This is a genomic window from Bartonella sp. AC62GZZY, from assembly GCF_042196525.1.
Lineage (GTDB): Bacteria > Pseudomonadota > Alphaproteobacteria > Rhizobiales > Rhizobiaceae > Bartonella.
Genome location: NZ_JBHIQN010000003.1, coordinates 51,874 through 72,084 on the forward strand (window position 1 = coordinate 51,874; position 20,211 = coordinate 72,084).

General features: G+C 36.8%; 11 protein-coding genes and 1 pseudogene. 4 read left to right on the forward strand and 8 right to left on the reverse strand.

Annotated features, from left to right (window positions below):
• Positions 1-652: 652 nt before the first annotated feature.
• The 3 genes from ACFIML_RS03085 to pgsA all read left to right on the forward strand — a co-directional run bounded on the left by ACFIML_RS03085 (position 653) and on the right by pgsA (position 4,541).
• Positions 653-1,516 carry a 23S rRNA (adenine(2030)-N(6))-methyltransferase RlmJ gene (locus tag ACFIML_RS03085; RefSeq protein WP_375606270.1) on the forward strand — a complete coding sequence of 288 codons (864 nt, stop codon included), beginning with the start codon at positions 653-655 and terminating at the stop codon, positions 1,514-1,516.
• A gap of 391 nt (positions 1,517-1,907) precedes the next feature.
• The gene (gene uvrC / locus ACFIML_RS03090; protein ID WP_375614383.1) at positions 1,908-3,887 is read left to right on the forward strand and encodes an excinuclease ABC subunit UvrC; all 1,980 of its coding nucleotides are present in this window, start codon (positions 1,908-1,910) and stop codon (positions 3,885-3,887) included.
• Positions 3,888-3,959: 72 nt separating this feature from the next.
• Positions 3,960-4,541 carry a CDP-diacylglycerol--glycerol-3-phosphate 3-phosphatidyltransferase gene (gene pgsA / locus ACFIML_RS03095; protein WP_273723320.1) on the forward strand — a complete coding sequence of 194 codons (582 nt, stop codon included), beginning with the start codon at positions 3,960-3,962 and terminating at the stop codon, positions 4,539-4,541.
• A gap of 317 nt (positions 4,542-4,858) precedes the next feature.
• On the opposite strand, the gene ndk is transcribed toward pgsA, so the two are convergent.
• The 5 genes and pseudogenes from ndk to bafA (ACFIML_RS03120) all read right to left on the reverse strand — a co-directional run bounded on the left by ndk (position 4,859) and on the right by bafA (ACFIML_RS03120) (position 17,440).
• Positions 4,859-5,281 carry a nucleoside-diphosphate kinase gene (gene ndk, locus ACFIML_RS03100; RefSeq protein ID WP_375606272.1) on the reverse strand — a complete coding sequence of 141 codons (423 nt, stop codon included), beginning with the start codon at positions 5,279-5,281 and terminating at the stop codon, positions 4,859-4,861.
• 267 nt (positions 5,282-5,548) lie between these two features.
• The gene (gene bafA, locus ACFIML_RS03105; protein ID WP_375606273.1) at positions 5,549-8,125 is read right to left on the reverse strand and encodes a BafA family autotransporter; all 2,577 of its coding nucleotides are present in this window, start codon (positions 8,123-8,125) and stop codon (positions 5,549-5,551) included.
• A 283-nt stretch (positions 8,126-8,408) separates the two neighbouring features.
• A pseudogene (locus ACFIML_RS03110) lies at positions 8,409-8,639 on the reverse strand (integrase); the annotation flags it as partial.
• A 311-nt stretch (positions 8,640-8,950) separates the two neighbouring features.
• Entirely contained in the window at positions 8,951-11,515 is a 2,565-nt protein-coding gene (gene bafA / locus ACFIML_RS03115) for a BafA family autotransporter (protein ID WP_375687343.1), read from the reverse strand.
• A gap of 360 nt (positions 11,516-11,875) precedes the next feature.
• Complete coding sequence (gene bafA / locus ACFIML_RS03120; RefSeq protein WP_375687345.1) at positions 11,876-17,440, reverse strand: BafA family autotransporter; 5,565 nt, start codon at positions 17,438-17,440, stop codon at positions 11,876-11,878.
• 557 nt (positions 17,441-17,997) lie between these two features.
• Between bafA (ACFIML_RS03120) and ACFIML_RS03125 the strand changes: the two genes are divergently transcribed.
• On the forward strand, positions 17,998-19,287 hold the full coding sequence (locus ACFIML_RS03125) for an MFS transporter (RefSeq protein WP_375687347.1): 1,290 nt from the start codon (positions 17,998-18,000) through the stop codon (positions 19,285-19,287).
• On the opposite strand, the gene ACFIML_RS03130 is transcribed toward ACFIML_RS03125, so the two are convergent.
• Genes ACFIML_RS03130 through ACFIML_RS03140 form a run of 3 tightly spaced genes read right to left on the reverse strand, consistent with a single transcriptional unit; the run spans position 19,284 to position 20,162 of the window.
• The gene (locus tag ACFIML_RS03130) at positions 19,284-19,547 is read right to left on the reverse strand and encodes a hypothetical protein (protein ID WP_375629333.1); all 264 of its coding nucleotides are present in this window, start codon (positions 19,545-19,547) and stop codon (positions 19,284-19,286) included. The genes ACFIML_RS03125 and ACFIML_RS03130 overlap by 4 nt on opposite strands.
• Entirely contained in the window at positions 19,537-19,716 is a 180-nt protein-coding gene (locus tag ACFIML_RS03135) for a hypothetical protein (RefSeq protein WP_375687349.1), read from the reverse strand. The genes ACFIML_RS03130 and ACFIML_RS03135 overlap by 11 nt, the downstream gene beginning before the upstream one ends.
• A complete protein-coding gene (locus tag ACFIML_RS03140) occupies positions 19,716-20,162 on the reverse strand; it encodes a DNA polymerase III subunit chi (protein WP_375687351.1) in 447 nt (148 codons plus the stop codon). Before ACFIML_RS03140 ends, ACFIML_RS03135 begins: the two co-directional genes overlap by 1 nt.
• Between the last annotated feature and the right edge of the window lie 49 nt (positions 20,163-20,211).

Genomic DNA, 20,211 nt, shown 5'->3' on the forward strand with positions numbered 1-20,211 from the left:
TCATTTTATTGAGATAGCTTGCAGAGCACATATCAATTCTCAAAAGTTTTATTTTAGCATCATACACAATAACCTAGCCATTTAGCGTGTATAATGTAAAGCTTTGGCTCTGCTTAAAGCAATGAGATTCATTCATACTTTTACAAAAATCTATCACTATAACACCAGCACTTTATTGCTCTATCCATAATTTTACGCTTGCTAAAAAACTTATAAATGTAACAATGTTTTTATCAAGTATTTGAAATTCTTTAATCTTTAAACAAGAAAATTTATGAATGAATTTGAAAGGTACTCTTCAATTTTTCAACAAACTTCACTAATATTCTCGTTGATTGAGGTTTTTTATAGTATTCCTGGAAGAGACCGCGATCATAAAAAAATTCTCTTACAACATAAATATCTCTATTGAGATGTTTGATCTCTTCTTGTCTATCTCTCATATAAAAAATTTAAAATTTTAACGATTAAGCTCATAATATAAAAATAGCCCTGTGAATAAATGCTCCCATGATATTAATATTTTTTCTGTAGTGTATAATTTGGAAATGAGGGCATTGTTTGATTTCTACAAGAGTATTTTTATGGATATCAATTCTATTATTCTATGCTAATAATCCGGTACAGTTACACATATGATAGAGTTTACTCCATGAATTATCGGCATATTTATCATGCTGGCAATTTTGCTGATGTTTTTAAACACATTATTGTCACTCGCATTGTAGAATATCTCAAACGCAAAGAAAAAGCTTTTCGCGTTATAGATACGCATGCTGGAATCGGTATTTATGACCTTTCTTCTTTAGAAGCACATAAAACAGGAGAGTGGCGCGAAGGTGTCCAACGACTTTTTTCAACTCCTATCCCAGAAGATTTAAGAACACTCCTTTGTCCATGGTGTGACATCATTGATGCCCTCAATAAAGGGGAAAAAGAAATTATATTTTATCCTGGATCTCCTGTTCTTATTCGTCAATTATTACGGAAACAAGATCGCCTCACCGCAATAGAATTGCACAATGAAGATTATCATATTTTAGCAAAAAACTTTGCAGGAGATTATCAGACAAAAGTTCTGCATTTAGATGGTTGGCTTTCCTTAAATGCTCATGTACCACCAAAAGAAAAACGTGGGTTTATCCTTGTTGACCCTCCCTTTGAAAAAGCTGGAGAGTTTTCCCGCCTTATTGAGGGATTAACGAAAGCCTATCGTCGCTTTTCTGGAGGAATCTACGCTTTATGGTATCCTGTTAAATATGACAAAGAAATTGAAAGTTTTCTTCACGCGCTTTATCAAACAGGAATTCCTAAAATTCTCCAGCTTGAAATGCGTATCCGAAAAAAATCAACATCACCTACAATGAATGGAAGCGGTATGATTATTATTAACCCTCCCTACCTTTTGGAAGAAGAAATGAAAAAACTCAGCCCCTTTCTTATCAACCGTCTTGGACAAGATGAAAATGCCAAAATAACGCATAAGTGGCTTCAAAAAGAACATCTATTATTTTAGATCTTTTTCTGATATCTTTCCTAAATCAAATATCATGTTGTAAAATACAAATGCATTAAATGATAAAGTTCTTTGATTCTTTGGATAATATCAACATATTATCATGATAAGCTAATAACGATCAGCGTGAATTATTTTTTTAGAAAGCCTATCCTCTTAATCATCATGGATTTCTTATTTCAATCATTTTAATGGATAAATTGGCCAAATTCATAAAGCTGTCTTAGAATAACAACTCTCATATTTTTTTATGAAAGATCGGCTCTCTAAAATCATACTCTTATGCTATAAGATATATTTATAAAAAAAATTATAAAGACATAAATAATCATTATTTAATAAAAAAGAATATTTCATATATTAAACAAACAACATATTCGTAATAAACGGAATGGTCCTGAAAAATAATACAAATTGTCCGCAAAATGAACGGGAAAAACTTTCTTTTCTCTCTAATGTTACATGGCATAATGCCAATCAAAGCAATGAGAAAAATCAGTTCCAAGGTATCAAGTTCATACAAGAGTTTGTTAGACACCTTCCGCATAAGCCAGGGGTTTACCGGATGATTGGTGCAAATGGTGATATTCTCTATGTTGGCAAAGCCCGTAATCTCAAAAAACGTGTTTCAAACTATACACGTGAACAAGGACACAATAATCGTATTACCCGCATGATTCGTGCAACATATCATATGGAATTTATCGTCACCCATACAGAAACAGAAGCACTCCTTTTAGAAGCCAATCTCATCAAAAGATTGCATCCACATTTTAATGTACTCCTGCGTGATGATAAAAGTTTTCCTTATATTATGATTACAGATGATCATCGAGTGCCTGCACTTTACAAACATCGTGGTGCTCGAATACGAAAAGCTCACTATTTTGGTCCTTTTGCTTCTGCTGGTGCAGTGACACAAACAGTTCATGTTTTACAACGCGCCTTTTTATTACGAACTTGTACTGATTCAGTTTTTGAAAACCGTACACGCCCCTGTTTGCTTTATCAAATTAAGCGATGTTCTGCACCTTGCACTCATGAAATTAGCGACAGTGATTATAAAGAACTGGTGAAAGGAGCAAAAGCGTTCCTTTCGGGAAAAGATCAATCTATTAAAAGCGATATGGTTCAAGCTATGCATAAAGCTGCAGAAAATCTTGATTTTGAACAAGCAGCTTCCTATCGTGACCGCCTATCAGCCCTTTCTCACATACAAAGCTATCAAGGTATAAATCCTCAAACGATAAAAGAAGCGGATGTTTTTGCGATTGCGCAAAAAGAAGGAATGACCTGTATTCAAGTGTTCTTTTTTCGCATGGGGCAAAATTGGGGAAACCGTGCTTATTTTCCTAAAGCAGATCCCTCTTTTTCCCGTACTGAAATTTTAGCAAGTTTTCTTGCCCAATTTTATGATGATAAACCACTTCCCAAAAGCATCCTTTTATCTGAAGAAATTGAAGAAAAGGCACTTCTTACAGAAGCATTTAGTCTCAAAGCAAACCACAAAGTATCCCTCTCTTTACCCAAACAAGGTGAACGGAAAACTCTTGTTAATCGTGCCTATCTCAATGCTCATGAAGCACTTGAACATAAGCTTTCTGAAACAGCCACCCATACAAAATTGCTTCAAGGTCTTGCTAAAACATTCCAACTACCTTTTCCTCCACGCCGGATAGAAGTCTATGACAATTCTCATATCATGGGAACAAATGCTGTAGGGGCTATGATTGTTGCTGGTCAAATGGGATTTATTAAAAATCAATATCGAAAATTCAACATTCGCTCAACAGATATCACGCCTGGCGATGATTTTGGTATGATGAAAGAAGTGATTAAACGAAGATTTTCACGCCTTATCAAAGAGCATGATCTGCCAAATAGAAGTCATAACATAAAAGATGATGATCTTTTTCCCATTTGGCCTGACCTTATCTTAATCGATGGTGGTGAAGGACAAATCAACAGCGTACATGCAATACTTGCTGAATTACAATTAAATGATCTCTTCACAGTTGTTGGAATCGCCAAAGGTGTTGACCGTCATGCGGGACGTGAACGATTTTTTATAAAAGGTATTCCGCCCTTTACACTTCCTCCACGTGATCCTATCCTCTATTTTTTGCAACGTCTGCGTGATGAAGCACACCGTTTTGCGATTGGAACTCATAGGATAAAACGAAAAAAAGCAACATTCAAAAACCCACTTGATGAAATCGAAAATATCGGTCCGACAAGAAAGCGTGCGTTGCTTCATCATTTTGGAAGTGCCAAAGCTGTTGCTAGTGCCTCATTTGAAGATTTAAAAAAAGTTACGGGAATCTCTATGACAATTGCACAAAAAATTCATAACCATTTTCATGAAAAATAAGCTTGTTTCATAACCTTCGCCTTGTTACGTTTAGGAAATATATTCTCTTTCACAAGAATTAAAAATGGCTCCATGAAAAATCATACTTTTTCTTTTCCAAATATTTTAACTTATGCACGAATTGTTGCAGTCCCAATGGTTGTTGCATGCTTTTTTTTAGAAGGGCGGCTACAATCAAGTGATATCACCCGCTGGATTGCTGTTTCCATTTTTATCGTTGCATCCATTACTGACTTTCTTGACGGTTACCTTGCTCGTATTTGGGAACAAACATCCAATATTGGTCGCATGTTAGATCCAATTGCCGATAAACTTCTCGTCTCTGCTTGTTTGCTCTTGCTTGCCGCAGACAGTACCATCGCTGGATGGACTCTATGGGCAGCTATTATCATTCTTTGCAGAGAAATTCTTGTGTCAGGATTACGTGAATATTTGGCTGAGTTAAAAGTTAGTGTTCCTGTCTCTCGTCTTGCAAAATGGAAAACTTTTGTACAGATGATCGCTATTGTATTTCTTTTAGCTGGACCAGCCGGTAATAAAATTTTCCCTTACACAGTAGAGTTTGGTATTACTATGCTGTGGATTTCTGCCCTCCTTACATTGTGGACAGGGTGGGATTATTTTCGTGCAGGTTTAAAACACGTTATCCTATGAATAGTATGGAATTTTATAAAATGATTTATCTTTTTGTACTTAAATAAGAGATGAGAATAGCATAAGATTGATTTATTTTAAATCTATTAATGATAAATCAATAAAACACTTTTTTGCACATTACAAGTAAGGGTAGCGTGTAGATAAAAACTCTTCAGAAAAGAGTAAATAGGCTTTATATTTTCGTAAAAGCAGCTGCAATATTAAAAGCTAAAAAAATGATTAATGGCTCCATATGCTTTCAAAAAAATCTATAACCTCATAAGCAAAAAACCGAAATATAGTGTTTCGGATTTTTGCTTCTTATATACGCTTTATTAACCAACAATTTCTACCTCAGGAAACCAAAAGGCGATTTCTGTTTTTGCCGTTTCAGCACTATCGGATCCATGGACAGAATTTTCGCCAATCGATAAAGCATGAACCTTACGAATTGTCCCTTCTTCTGCATCACTAGGATTCGTAGCCCCCATTACTTCACGGTTTTTAGCTATTGCATTTTCACCTTCCAAAACTTGTACAACGGTTGGACCAGAAGACATAAATTCAACCAATTCACTAAAAAAAGGACGTTCTTTATGAACAGCATAAAATTTTTCAGCCTCACGTCTGCTCATCCAGACACGTTTAGACGCAATAACACGTAGCTCCACATCCTCAAGCATTTTAGTAATTGCGCCAGTCAAATTACGACGGGTTGCGTCTGGTTTAATCATCGAAAAAGTACGCTCTAAAGCCATTTAACCACCTTTATTTCATTGATAATATTCTCTAGCCATTCCTATAGCGAGCAAGGAACCCTTTGCCAAGTGGCTCTGCAAAAATCTACACAAATTCTCAAAAATATAGAATAAATTATAAAGAAAACTTTAATAAAAATCCTGCAATTGCTCATCCCATCATAAAAATGCGCTACCGACTCTTAATAAATATTGAATCTTCTTCCATAATTTTAAATGCTTCCTATCAAAATTATCATTGAAATCAATCAAAAAATAACCATATCGTTAGAAACTATAGCGTACACCTAAAATACCCTGAAAGGACTGTTTTGTTTTATGTCCTTTAACATAATGGGCCTCACCATATAACTTTAACTTCTCACTCACAAAACTGCTTAAACCTAATCCTAACTTACCTGCATTGCCCGATAAGTCCGTGGTAAATGGATGACGTTGATTAATTAACGTTTGATTGTCATCTTTATTCTCACGCAACCATGCTGCTGTAATATACGCAAGCGATGAGGAATCCATGTGAGAACCAAATTCATATCCTAAAGATAAGCCAACCTCACTGCGTAATGAAGTAAATGGACGCATGTCACCTGTCATGCCATTCGATAACTTGATTTCTTTACCCTCAACACGCAACCATGTAAATTGTCCATAAGGCTGCAACCAACTGTTCTTTGACGTCTTAAGTCGATAACCAGCTTCAAAGGAAGTTCCCAATGCCCTTTGAGTATATGTTCCTTCAATCTCTAAACCATTCGTTGAAACGGCTTTTAGAGTATTTTGATAATGATTGTATTTTAAAATACCATCGAGATACCATCCACTATGATCAAAATAAGTGACATAAGCGCCAATACCATAAGTATTGATTCCACTGTTACCCCCCCGTGCATGCGCAACACGGGCACGATCATAACTGCCAAAACCACCTATATAAAACTCTCCATTTTCCCACTCGCCTAAACCATTGATCCCCAAAACGATACCGGTCTGATCCAGTTTAAAATCTATATGCTCTGTCGCAATGCTCTCTTTAGATTTAATCGCATAAGTCCATAAAGCTGCATTCTTTTTACTTTTATCTAGAACTCCTCTTCCCGCACGTACGGTTTGCATTTCATTGTGAAAAACCATCACTGGAGCCACAGACATAGACAATACCGCATCTGTAGAGGGAGTGGTCAAAAAGTGAGAAACTGAAAACGTCTCGCTTAATTGTGAAGAAGGTTGTTCTTTATGAACTGGACGCACAATCATTTGATCGGCTAAAGAGTGAGAAGATTCTGAAACAGCAGTTTGTTGTTTTTCATCAGAAAGAGGATGAAGACCTGATGGAGGTAACGTTACAAGACTCTGATTTTCTTGAGAGGAAGATACCGAAACACTGGAAACATTCTGTGCCCCTCTTAAATGACGTGGAGGACGTTGTTTAGCTGGCTGTTTTTTAGTAAGTGGACGAGGACTGGTATTTTTTCCTTCAGAAGAGGGAGATTGATCAGACTGTATACCCGTATCAGCAGGAATCTTCGCTTTCTTATTCACACACTCTACTTCAGAACTAGAACCTTCCGTATCTCCAGAAGCTCTACTTAAATACCAAATTGTAGCACTACCACTAGAATCAGCACATCTTCCTCTCTTCACTAAGCGATACTGATAGGTTCCACCATCAACAGCTGTAATGTCCCTGCCCAAAAGATCTGCCAGAGTAAAATTAGCTCCGCTATTGTGGCTTCTATCGGTAATTAACGGAAGCTCAGTAACCAAACTATTCCTTTGTGAGAGAGGACCTGTAATTTCACGTCCAGAATCTGCAATATTTATTTTGTGATTCCCTGAGCCCTCACCAATCAACAAATAATCACTCGCATCCCACGTCGCGCTAATATTGAATCGAAAATGTAAATCCCCTGAAAGTCTCTCAACATAAAGTGAAATATGACGTGGATCATACGGTATAGAAGAAAAAATAACAATCCCACCCTGCCCCCCTAAATCTTTAATTTTAATCTGTGGTTTTTCTCCTATCTTCCGTTCACCAACTTCAAATATTGGTTCAGCAGGTTCTCCTTCTAGAGGAATGTTTTTCTTGGTAATATGATTTGTCCTACCGCCAGCAAACAGATAAAGTTCTCCGTGATCATTAACCCTTACTTCCCCAACAACTTCTTTTACACCAACATGTAGCCAGGATTTGGCAAAATCCGTAATTGTTAAACCATTCACAAAACCTTCAGGATATACAACTTGAATAGCTTGATTTTTCAAAGTAGTTTTCACAGATTCGCCTAGTGCTAAGACGTGTTGCCTGCCATTGCCAGAAACTTCTGTATACATTGCTCGCCCCCCTTCCTTTCTTTGCCCCGCATAAATATTTTGTTCTCCATCATTTCCTACTTTCGCATACCAAGCACCTCCCCCATCATACACATTCTGCTGTCCCACTGCTCCACCTCCACCCGTAACTGTGGAATTATATGCACTACTTCGTCTAACCACGCGTGTAAAATCAATATATGGCTCTTCATGAATAAACTGCTGACCTCCCAAAATTTCAGCGTTTATTGTAATTCCTGCACGTGTAACTATTTGCATCCCTCCTTTTTTGATAGTGGACCCCACGGAAGTTTTTCCATTATCAATAAGCTCTACATCCCCATATCCAATCGTCATATTATTTTTGAAAAGACGAGCAATTATTTCTAAATTTTTTCGTTCCTCTTCTTCATTTCTCACATGGGCTACTCTTATTTGCCCTCTATTCCCACTCTCTACTGCACTTGCAGATTGCGCAAAACAACTACTGATCATCAATACTGAAAAACTTAACTTATATTTATACCGCATTATCCACACTCCACTCTCAATTATTTAGAAAAATACCCCACGGCTACATAGGTAGCTCGTTTTAGATTGTATCATAATGTGTTTTATTTATGTCTAAATACAATTTTTTAGTGTATTTTTTTAATTTAAACAACTTTAAGTTGTTTATCTATAAACCACTAAAAAACTCTAACTTAAGGCAGAAAAATTGAATAAAATTCAAAATGTTTACTTAAATTCAAGGAATAATTTGCATATCTGGAATTATAGATGAAAAAAATGCTCGTGCCCTTTAATGGCACCCCCCTTCACGTAAAACAAAACGCCATTCGATTGTACATTCACGCACTTGTTTTAAAGAGACATCTCTCAATGCACTCAAGCCCATTTCGTAACGTCATCCATGAATGATATACCGGTAAAGCCATTGCCCCCTATTTTTACGCTTATGAAGAAGCGGGCCGATATCATCATACACTTTGCCATCCCAATGTTGTGACAGCCCTTGACACTAGAGACGATTCATCAGAGACATTTTTACTTCTTTTTTGTATAGTTTTTATACACACCTTCATCCCGCTTGCGATGTGCCAAGCGAATAATTTTGATTGATTCAACATAAACAGATTTGGAATGAGAGAATCCTATGATTTTCGCGACTCTTATTCAACACGCATAGAAATGAATTATTATAAATTCAGTATGTTGCCTTTAAAAGAGAGAGTATAAAGACATTCCTACTATTTGAGAAAGTCCCTACACTCTCGAGAAGACATAGCCGAACGTTATCTGTTTAAGTTTGCAAAACAATTACATTTGTAAAGTTAATCAGCCATGCACACATATTTAGAAACTATAGCGTAATCCTAAAATACCTTGAAGAGCATTCTTAATCTTATGTCCTTTTAGATAATGTGCTTCCGCATAAAGTGTTAGTTTATCATTGACCGAACCGTTTAAACCTATTCCCAATTTACCCGCACTGCCTGATAAATCTGTAATAAATTTATACTGGTTATTAATTGTCGTATAATTATTATTTATATTCTCACGCAACCAAGCTGCCATAATGTAAGCTGTTAATGACGTTTCTGAATTCACAAAAAATTCATGTCCTGCAGTCAATCCAACTTCACTGCGGAATGAAGTTAATGGGCTTAGATCACCTATCATTCCATTTGAAAGTTTTATTCTTTTACCTTCAACCTGCAAACCTGTTAGTTTGATATAAGGCTGCATCCAAGTATTCTGTGCCGGTTCAAAATAACAACCAATCTCAAATGATCCACCTATTGCCCACTGATTGTAATGACTTTGAATGGCTAAACCATTCGTTGATATGGCTTTCAAATTATCTCGGTAATAATTATATTTCAAAACACCATCCATATACCATCCACGATGATCAAAATAAGTTGCGTAAGTTCCAATACTATAAGAGCTCAAATTGCTGTCACCACCTCGTGCATGAGAAATACGTGCTTGATCATAACTCCCAAAACCACCAACATACAACTCTCCATGCCCTAATTCACTCAACTGATCAGCACCAAAGACTAAACCTGTCTGCCCAAGTTTAAAGTGTGTATGGCCTGTCGCAACACGTTCTCTGCTCTTAATCCCATAAGTCCATAGTTCGATATCTTTCTTATTTCTGTCCCAAATTTTTCTACCATTCCGTATAATTTGCAACTCATTATTAAAAATAAGCCCAGGAACTACGGACAACGTTAACACTGCATCTGTAGAGGGGGTTGTTGATGTTTCTCCAGGAAAAAAAGGATTTGTCGGATCTGGCATAGAAGGTTCTGGTCCACTGAGGCGGTCTGCCGATAAAAACCAAACTTTTCCATTTTCATCCTTTCTTTCTTTCAAATCATACATATAAGTTCCACCATCAATGGCGTTAATTTTTTCACCCTTAAGATCTGTCAGCGTAAAATGCGCTCCACCACTTTGATCCGTAATTAAATCACGCTTATTTGAAAAAGGATCCGTGATTTCAACGCCAGAATCAGCAACACTTATTGTATGTTTCCCAGCGCCTTTCTCAACCAAGAGATAATCACCACGGTTATGGGCAATCGTAGTATTGAACGCGAAATGTAAATTTCCTGAAAGATTATTCACATGAAGCTGAGAATAATATGGATCAGAACCTGTAAACGAAAAAATAATACTCCCTTCACCACTTAATTTTTGTATCAAAGAACTTTTTCCATCAAACTCATCAGTAATAGAGTATAGTTTTGTATCTTTTCCATTTAAAATAATATCTTCTACTGTGGTGCGATGTTGATCATTCCCAGCATAAAGATGGATCTGCCCAGAATGGTTTACCTGTGTCTTGCCTTCTAATGTCGCTCCAGCATGCACCCATGATTTTGTTTGATCATTCATTGTTAGATTTTTTACAGATCCGTCAGTATCTATTTCCTGAATAGCATTCTCATTTAAAGTGACTCCAATGGACTGACCACCTTTTAAGATACGTTGTTTACCACCACCAAAAACTTCTGTGTCAAATGCAAAACCACCATTTTTTGCACTTTGAGACTTTTGTCCAACCTCTTGGACACCCCCTCGCATAACTTTTGTATTCCAAACTTTTCCGCCATCATATACTTTTTGTTGGCCTAGTGTTTCATCTTGACCATAAATGATAGTGTGAGAAGCACTACTGCCTTTAATCTCTCCTCCAATATCCCCCTCGCCGAAAATAAGCTGCTCACCGCCATAAATTTTAGTCCCCTCTACTTTCCCTCCATTTCCAACACTTTGGTGCCCGCCTTCTTTAACAACAGCATTTTTCGAAAAACCTTGTTTTCCTTTTAAAGCCTGAACATTTTCAATTCCACCATGTTCAATTTTACTATTCTCACTGAGTCCTCCTGCATACACATAAAGCTCTGCACCATTCCTTACAGTGTTATTAATGGATCGCCCTGGACTATCAATCTCACCATCATTTGAAATGTATGCTTTACCTTCATTATCAAGGATATAATTTTCTAATATTGCCCCATCTTTAATGGAAATAAGTTCAGGCTTTTTAAGAAACGCAGTATTTTGTTCTTGTGCATTATATCCAGCATTGTCACGATGACTGCTGTCAAGCTCCTGTTGACTCGCAAACACTCTAGCACCCTTATCCATGATAAAATCGCTAGGCTTTTTCAAAAAGTCTAATTCATTGCGCGTTCTTATCATGACACCATGAGAGGCTCCAAGTATGCATCTGCCTGTTTTCATATCCTCATTGTATTGATCGTGAAATACCTTATCATTTTCATAACTTGAAGATTGACAAAAAAGTGCTGCTCTTCCCTCATTTGTAGCAGCAGCTTGCACAAAACAGCTGCTCAACATGAGTATCCAACAATGTCGTTTCCATTTATATTGTAGAGCCATATCCTCCCCCCTTCACGCCTGCATAGACACTGAACGTAATTAGCTCTACAAAACATATTTTCAACCTTAGATTGCAACAATCCTTCTTAAAAATCCTCCTTATTTCATAAAAAACCGTTCTTTACAGTTTTTTTAATACTTTTTTGATCAAGAATATAAGGGCGTTTTTATAGTGCTTCTTTAGCATTTCCTCAGAATTTTCTTATCAAAAAAAAGTAATGCATAATCAAGTATATAAAGGTATACAGTTTATCATGAACAACGAAGCTGCGTGCTCTGAAAAATTGTTCTCTGATGCTGCATTAAAAACTTAAAAAAACTAATCATACATTTAAAGATAACTAAAAAATAACCATATCGTTAGAAACTATAGCGTACACCTAAAATACCCTGAAAGGACTGTTTTGTTTTATGTCCTTTAACATAATGGGCCTCACCATATAACTTTAACTTCTCACTCACAAAACTGCTTAAACCTAATCCTAACTTACCTGCATTGCCCGATAAGTCCGTGGTAAATGGATGACGTTGATTAATTAACGTTTGATTGTCATCTTTATTCTCACGCAACCATGCTGCTGTAATATACGCAAGCGATGAGGAATCCATGTGAGAACCAAATTCATATCCTAAAGATAAGCCAACCTCACTGCGTAATGAAGTAAATGGACGCATGTCACCTGTCATGCCATTCGATAACTTGATTTCTTTACCCTCAACACGCAACCATGTAAATTGTCCATAAGGCTGCAACCAACTGTTCTTTGACGTCTTAAGTCGATAACCAGCTTCAAAGGAAGTTCCCAATGCCCTTTGAGTATATGTTCCTTCAATCTCTAAACCATTCGTTGAAACGGCTTTTAGAGTATTTTGATAATGATTGTATTTTAAAATACCATCGAGATACCATCCACTATGATCAAAATAAGTGACATAAGCGCCAATACCATAAGTATTGATTCCACTGTTACCCCCCCGTGCATGCGCAACACGGGCACGATCATAACTGCCAAAACCACCTATATAAAACTCTCCATTTTCCCACTCGCCTAAACCATTGATCCCCAAAACGATACCGGTCTGATCCAGTTTAAAATCTATATGCTCTGTCGCAATGCTCTCTTTAGATTTAATCGCATAAGTCCATAAAGCTGCATTCTTTTTACTTTTATCTAGAACTCCTCTTCCCGCACGTACGGTTTGCATTTCATTGTGAAAAACCATCACTGGAGCCACAGACATAGACAATACCGCATCTGTAGAGGGAGTGGTCAAAAAGTGAGAAACTGAAAACGTCTCGCTTAATTGTGAAGAAGGTTGTTCTTTATGAACTGGACGCACAATCATTTGATCGGCTAAAGAGTGAGAAGATTCTGAAACAGCAGTTTGTTGTTTTTCATCAGAAAGAGGATGAGAACTTCCTGAACCTAAAACTTCAATAACGTGACTTCCAAAAGAGAAAACAGTTGGAGATACAGAAGCCTGAGATTTTTGCCTTAAGTTTTGGCAGTTCTCTCTTCGACGTGGCAATTTAATAACATGCGCTTGTGGTGCTGTAATCGTTGAAAGAGAAGAAACCGATTGATTTTGATTTAAATGCCGCACAGATCTGCTTCTACTACGTGGTAAACTGTTGAGAAATGAAACATTATCAATAAATACTGCAGATAAATACCAAACTTTTTCGCCCCCATCCTCATCAATTCTCTGTTTTAAACCATACGTATAGGTTCCGCCATCAATAGTTTTAACATTTGCACCAGAAAAGCTTCTCAGGGTAAAATGTGCGCCTCCACTTTGATCAACAATTAAATCAAGTTCTGTTGAAGAAGGATCAACAATTTCAATACCGGAATCTAAAATATTTATTGTGTGAGAACCACGGCCATTTTTGATAAAGAGATAATCACCTTCTCCTTCTGCAAGGCTGACATTAAAATCGAAATGTAGACTCCCAAAAAGATTATCAATATAAAGCTTAGAGTAATGTAAATCGGATTCTGTAGAAGTAAAAATAATATTTCCCACACCGCTCAGCTTCTTAATATAAGTTTCTGTGTTTCCATATCCATTAGAAATAGAGTATAATTTAGCGTTTTCTCCCTCTAAATTAATATCGTCTACTGTTGTGTGATAATTTTTGTATTCAGTATAAAAGCTATTATTTCCAGCATAAAGATGGACTTGTCCCAAATCATGAATCTTTATTTTTCCTTCCAACACCGCACCAGCAAAAATCCATGAATTGGCTCCTTCTTTAATTGTTAGATTTTTTACAATGCTACCAGCATGAACTTCTTGAGCAGCATGGCGGTGTAAAGTCACAATGTTCACCTCTCCCCCTGCTAATACCCGCTGTACACCACCCGCGAAAACCTCAGTATTCACAGCTAAACCACCACTCTTTTGTATAAAATCATCATCATCTGCGAACCACTTAGCAAGAGTTTGTATTCCTCCTCTCATCACTTTTGTTCCCACAGCCATCCCATCATCATATACATTCTGCTGTCCTGGCGTATCACCTTGACCATAAAGTGTCGTGTTATAAGCGCTGCTCCCCACAATTCCACCATTTACATAACCATCTCCGAAAACAAGCTGCTCCCCACCATAAATTTCAGCTCTCAATGCGGTTCCTCCTCCCTCCACTCTTTGTTTTCCACCCTCGTAAATAATCGTAAATTCTGAAATCCCTTGTTCCCCTACAATCTCAACACCACCATTTTCAATGGTTGTATTCTTACTAAAACCACCAGTCTCAACATAGAGTGTTGCAGTTTCCGGAACTGTATTATTAATGGATAATTTAAAATCATCCATTTCTCCATCACCAGCAATATAAACTATGCTATTGGCACCGAGCACGGAGCTTTGCAAAATTTTTTCACGTGTACCAGTAATGAAATCCTCTGCATAAAAACTGAAATCACCTTTATAAGAATTGGCTATAGAATCTTCCAAAGGAGAACCATACTTTTCTTGCTCAAAAGATTCAGCTATAGGCAACTCCGTATGAGATGGAGGAAAGATAGGAGAAGAATTTTTTTCTGGCATAGATGGTGTCGATAAAGACCAAATCTTTCCACCGTTATGATCTCTTTTCTTGAGAGCGTACATGTAGACTCCATTATCAACAGTAGCTATCTCTTCACCCCAAAAATCTATCAGAGTAAAATGCGCATTTCCGCTTTGATCATGAATTAAATCAAGCTCCAAAATTAAGTTCTGATTTTGTAGAAGAGAATTGGTCATTTCAACACCAGAATCGATAACGCTTATGGTGTGATTACCTGATCCTTTTTTGATCAGAAGATAATCACCGCGCTGCTCTGCAAAATTAGTATGCAACCTAAAATGTAAATTCCCTGAAAGATTACCAACCTCAAGTTTAGAGTAATGTGGATTAAACACGGTAGAAGTAAAAACAACGCGTCCATTCCCACTTAGATCCTCAATCAAAGAGCTTTCACCATCTATACTAGAGGCAATCGCGTATAATTTTGTATCTCTGCCATTTAAGACAATTTTTTCTACTTCAGTACGAGATTGCTCTGCACCAGCATAAAGATAAATCCGTCCAGAATCATTAACCGTTGTCTTTCCTTCCAATGTTGCGCCACCATGTAACCACGATTGTGCTTGATCCTTAACGGTTAAATCTTTTACATAACCTCCTAAATCTATTGCCTGAAAAGCAGTCCCTTCTAAAAGAACGCCAATCGCGATTCCCCCCGCTAAAACATGTTGCTTTCCACCAGAAAAGACCTTCGTATCAAATGCAAAACTGCTATACTCGTCTAGATCTTCTTCCACATAAAGATTTTGTACCCCTCCTTCCATGATCTTTGAGCTAAAAACCTCTCCATCATCATACACATTCTGATATCCTCGCACTCCATTCTCACCAGAAACGATAGTGTCATGGGCGCTACTCCTTACCATCTCCCCTTTGATATCAGACTTTCCTGAAACAAACTGCTCACCACCGTAAATTTTAGCCCCTTCAACTTTCCCCCCATCTTCAACCTTTTGTTTTCCCCCTTTCTTAACTGTACTATCCTGTGAAAGACCCTGTGTTCTAACAAGCTCAGTACCGCCTCTTTGAATTGTCGTATACAAGCTAAAACCACCGCTATAAACGGAAAGCTTTCCACCATCTTTAACTGTATTACTAATCGAAGTTTCTCCAGTGCTTTCAACTTTCTCACTGTTACTATCAAAGCTAGGATCAGCAATCGTAACAATCATCCCCTTTTCAATTGTGCGTTCTGTGAGATCCTTCGATAATGAAGCTATAGCAGATGGTTGCAAGATAAAATCAGGAAATAAAGAGGTATTTGTCTCATCAAGAGCATAATTCGCATCTAAATACCAAATTTTACCATTGCTCTCATTTTTTCTATGTTTCAAACTGTACATGTAAGTTCCGGCATCAATAGCTTTGATTTTTTCACCAAAAGTGTTTGTCAGAGTAAAATGAGCATTTCCACTACGATCAGTAATTAATTTAAGCTTTTTATAAGAAGAATTTGTAATTTCACGCCCAGAATCAGCCACACTTATTGTGTGATAACCTGAACCACTTTCTTTAATGACAAGATAATCACTAAGATGCTTGGAAAAGTTGACATTAAAATCGAAATGTAAAGAACCTGATAGATCATCAATATTAAGCTGAGAATAATGCTTATTAGTCCCTAAAAACGTAAAGATAACTCTGCCACTTCCAGTTAAATTCTGGATATTAACGTAAGTTTTTTTGCTGTTATCTTCAGACGCAAGAATGTATAGTTTGGTATTTTCTCCATTTAAATTAAGATTTTCTACTTCCGTAACAGCTTCACCATTCCCAGCATAAAGATAGAGGCTGCCAAAGTCATAAACATTTGTATCCTTATCTAATATTGCCCCCACAAAAGCCCATGACCTTGCTTGATGATTAATGGTTAGATTATCCACGTATCCAGAATCATATATCTTCTGAGTAGCTCTATCGTATAAAGTAACTTCGCTCGCATTCCCCCCTGCTAAGATATTCTGCGCACCATTTTTAAAAAGTTCAGTACTCAGTGCAAATGCCCCCTCATTGATTGTAAAATCTTCATCTTCTGTATCAGCTGTATCAGTATCTTCTGAGATGCCGTTATGAAAACTCTCTTTACCATCAAGATTCTGGATGCCGCCTTTCATAATCTTTGTGTCAACAACCATCCCTCCACTATAGACACTTTGTATTCCTAGCATTCCATCTGCCGCATAAATTTCAGTTCCATAAGCACTACTTTCCTTATCTTTACGCGACAAACCATCCCTAAGGATCCCCTTACCAAAAATAATCTGCTCACCACCATAGATTTTAGCTCCCTCAGCATTTGCACCACTCTCAACAATTTGTTTACCCCCTTTTTTAACAGTGGCATATTCCGAACTGCTCAGATTTTGGACGAATTCAATACCACCACTCTCAATTGTTGTATCCCTGCTAACACTTGCTGCATCAATGTAGAGTTTTCCACCTTCTTGAACCGTATTATTAATGGAATAGGCTGCATCTTTATAGTTAAAGCTATTTATTTCAGAACCTTCAGAGTCACGGTTAGTAATATAGACAGTAGCCCCATCGCTTATTATTGAATTTGTGAGTACTTCAAAGAATAGATTTTTTAATCTATTCCTTTCCTCTTCTGAAGACTTACTTCCTTCTACTGTCTGTTTATTCTCTATCCTTTTTGATCCCCCCTTTTTTTCTTTTAATCCCCTCACTTTTGATAACGATGTTCTTATCTCTTCTAGATGTTCACTGATACTTACTGGTGTTAATAACTTTTCTTTTGGTGTCGCTACTCCATCTGCACTCACAATCTTGACAAAAAAACCACTGGTCATTAATGCACAAAAACTTAATTTCAATTTGCGTTGCATTATTCACACTCCATCATTCCAAATTAAATCTCCCATTTAGAAAAAAATGCACAGACCAAAACAACACAATGTTGCTCACCCTCATGTCTTTTAAGATAACGAAGCATTCGATAAATTAAGCTCTGACAGATCAAATATACACCATGTGTTTTAAAATATATGCACAACTAAAAGATTTAATTATTTTTATATACACCTAAAAAGTGTTATAATTACATTCATGAAAATATTTTTGAGGCAATAAACACTGATCTACAAATAAGGCTGATCCCTCAAGAGATAAAAACAGCATTGAACTTTAAAGGAAACAGCAATGTGAATGAGAACAGCGTTTATGGCTACGTATTTCCATCTTCTACAGCATTTAAAGCAGTGTCTTTTTTTGTTCAATATGGATAATATATAGACCACTTATTCATAATCATCAGTCCATAATCATTGTTCTAATATATAACGAAGTGTCATAATATTGACTCGACACTGATTTGAAATTTCTATAGTTATAGTCAGTTAACTCGTCATTTGATTTGTCATATACTGAAAGGGACATTCTATTCATGTCTATAAACTCAGAAATGAAAGCTACAAGCAACAGAAACTCCCCTCGTCGAATTTTATTTGCAAGCCTTATTGGCCCAACAATTGAATTCTTTGATTTTTATGTCTTTGGCACTGCCGCAGCTCTTATATTTCCTCATGTGTTTTTTCCAACACAAAATGATCAAATTGCTATTTTACAATCTTTCCTAATATTTGGAGCAGCCTTTTTTGCCCGCCCTTTTGGATCAGTTGTTTTTGGACATTTTGGAGATAAGATTGGAAGAAAAGCAACACTTATCGCTTCTCTTCTCACCATGGGACTTTCAACAGTCATTATTGGTTTTCTTCCTACTTATGAAATGGCTGGGTGGTTTGCCCCTTTCCTGTTAACCTTATGCCGTATTGGACAGGGAATGGGATTAGGAGGAGAATGGGGAGGCGCTGTTTTGCTCGCAACAGAAAATGCCCCTCCAGAAAAGCGCGGCTGGTATGCGATGTTCCCCCAATTGGGCGTTTCAATCGGTTTGTTTTTATCTATTGCTGTTTATTTGGGTCTGCTGCATTTCCTTGATCGCGCTGAACTTTTAGCTTGGGGATGGCGCATTCCTTTTATTGCCTCAGTTGTTTTTATGATTATAGGATTATGGGTTCGTCTTTCAATCAATGAAACTGTGCAATTCAAAAAAACTCTTGAAAGTAAAGAACATGTCAAAGTGCCTATCATAGATGTCTTTTTAAAATGTCCACGAATCCTATTTCTTGGAATATTTTCTGGTATGGCAACTTTTGTTTTATTTTACTTGGTCACGACATATTTGTTAAGCTATTCAACAAACCATTTGCAATTGCCATTTCATCAAGCTCTTCAAGTCGAAATTGTCGGTGCTATTTTTTGTGGAATTTTTACTGTCATCACTGGGAAACTCGCTGATCGTATTAGACGTAGAACTTTGATGATTTGGATTACAATCATCACCGGTATGTATTCTTTCGCAATTCCTTATTTCTTAAATTCTGGAGTTATAGGAGTCCTTGCAATGTCTGTTATCGGTTTGTCTCTCATGGGAATGATATACAGTCCTCTTGGTGCTGTTTTGGCTTCACCATACCCAACAGCAATTCGATATACCGGTTCTTCTATTACTTTCAATTTATCTGCTATTATAGGAGCATCTCTCGCGCCTTATATTGCAGAATATCTGGTTCAACATTTCGATACATCTTATATCGGTTATTATTTGCTTCTTGCTTCTTTTATTTCACTGATTTGCTTCGTCGGATTTACAGATGATGAAATATCCAACTAAAATATAATAACGAAGAATAAAATAAGGACTGGCGGCAAAAATGCTGCCAGTTTCGTTTTTAAAGACAGGGGTTGAGGTATTTTCCACCACAATATTCCCGCAAACAAGGCACTCAAAAAGAAAAATAAAAAATCTGCAATATTGCTTATATAAGAAACAGCAAACATTTCTGATAAGATATGCGTCGTCCCCAACCATGAAACGCAAAAGAAGGCCAACATCACAGCCCATAAAACAAGCAAAATTCGATCAATAATCATCATTATGGTGTTTCGTTTTTTTAATTATAGTCCATATATTTAACATGCCTAAAAGAAAAATCACAATAAAAACCCAACGCCCTCCCCCTGAGCCTTCCGTAATAAAAAGTGCAGGATTTACTATTCCCAGTAATCCTATAAAAATCAGAACAATAGATACGAGACGCATTAAACCTGTTTTTCCCAGCGACGATCTTCAGTCTGTTGCCAATACGTTAAATTATGATTTTCCATTTTATATTTTTTCCACTGTGCACGAACGAGATTCAACTGCTCTTCACTTTTACCATCAAATATCACGACAAGTCGTTGATAAGCATCAATATCCGAACAAACAGCTCCCTCTATGAGAAAACGAATCTTTGAATCATTCGGATTTTCTTGTCCTGTTGTAAGAAATACAGGCTGAAAGTTTGGATATTGATCACACTCCGTTCCATGTCCAATAAATGATTCATCAGTATAAACCCATAAATGTATATCTATAGAATCGCGTTGTTCTTTACTCACACACTGTATTGTTACTTTACCAAAACGAGCCAATGCACGCTCCACAAGCGTCGGCAAAATATCCTTCAGCGTTGACTGCGTCAAATGATAGAATAAAATATCCAATCTCTTAAGCCTTCATCATTCTTTATAAAAAAGCTAATATCTTTTTAAA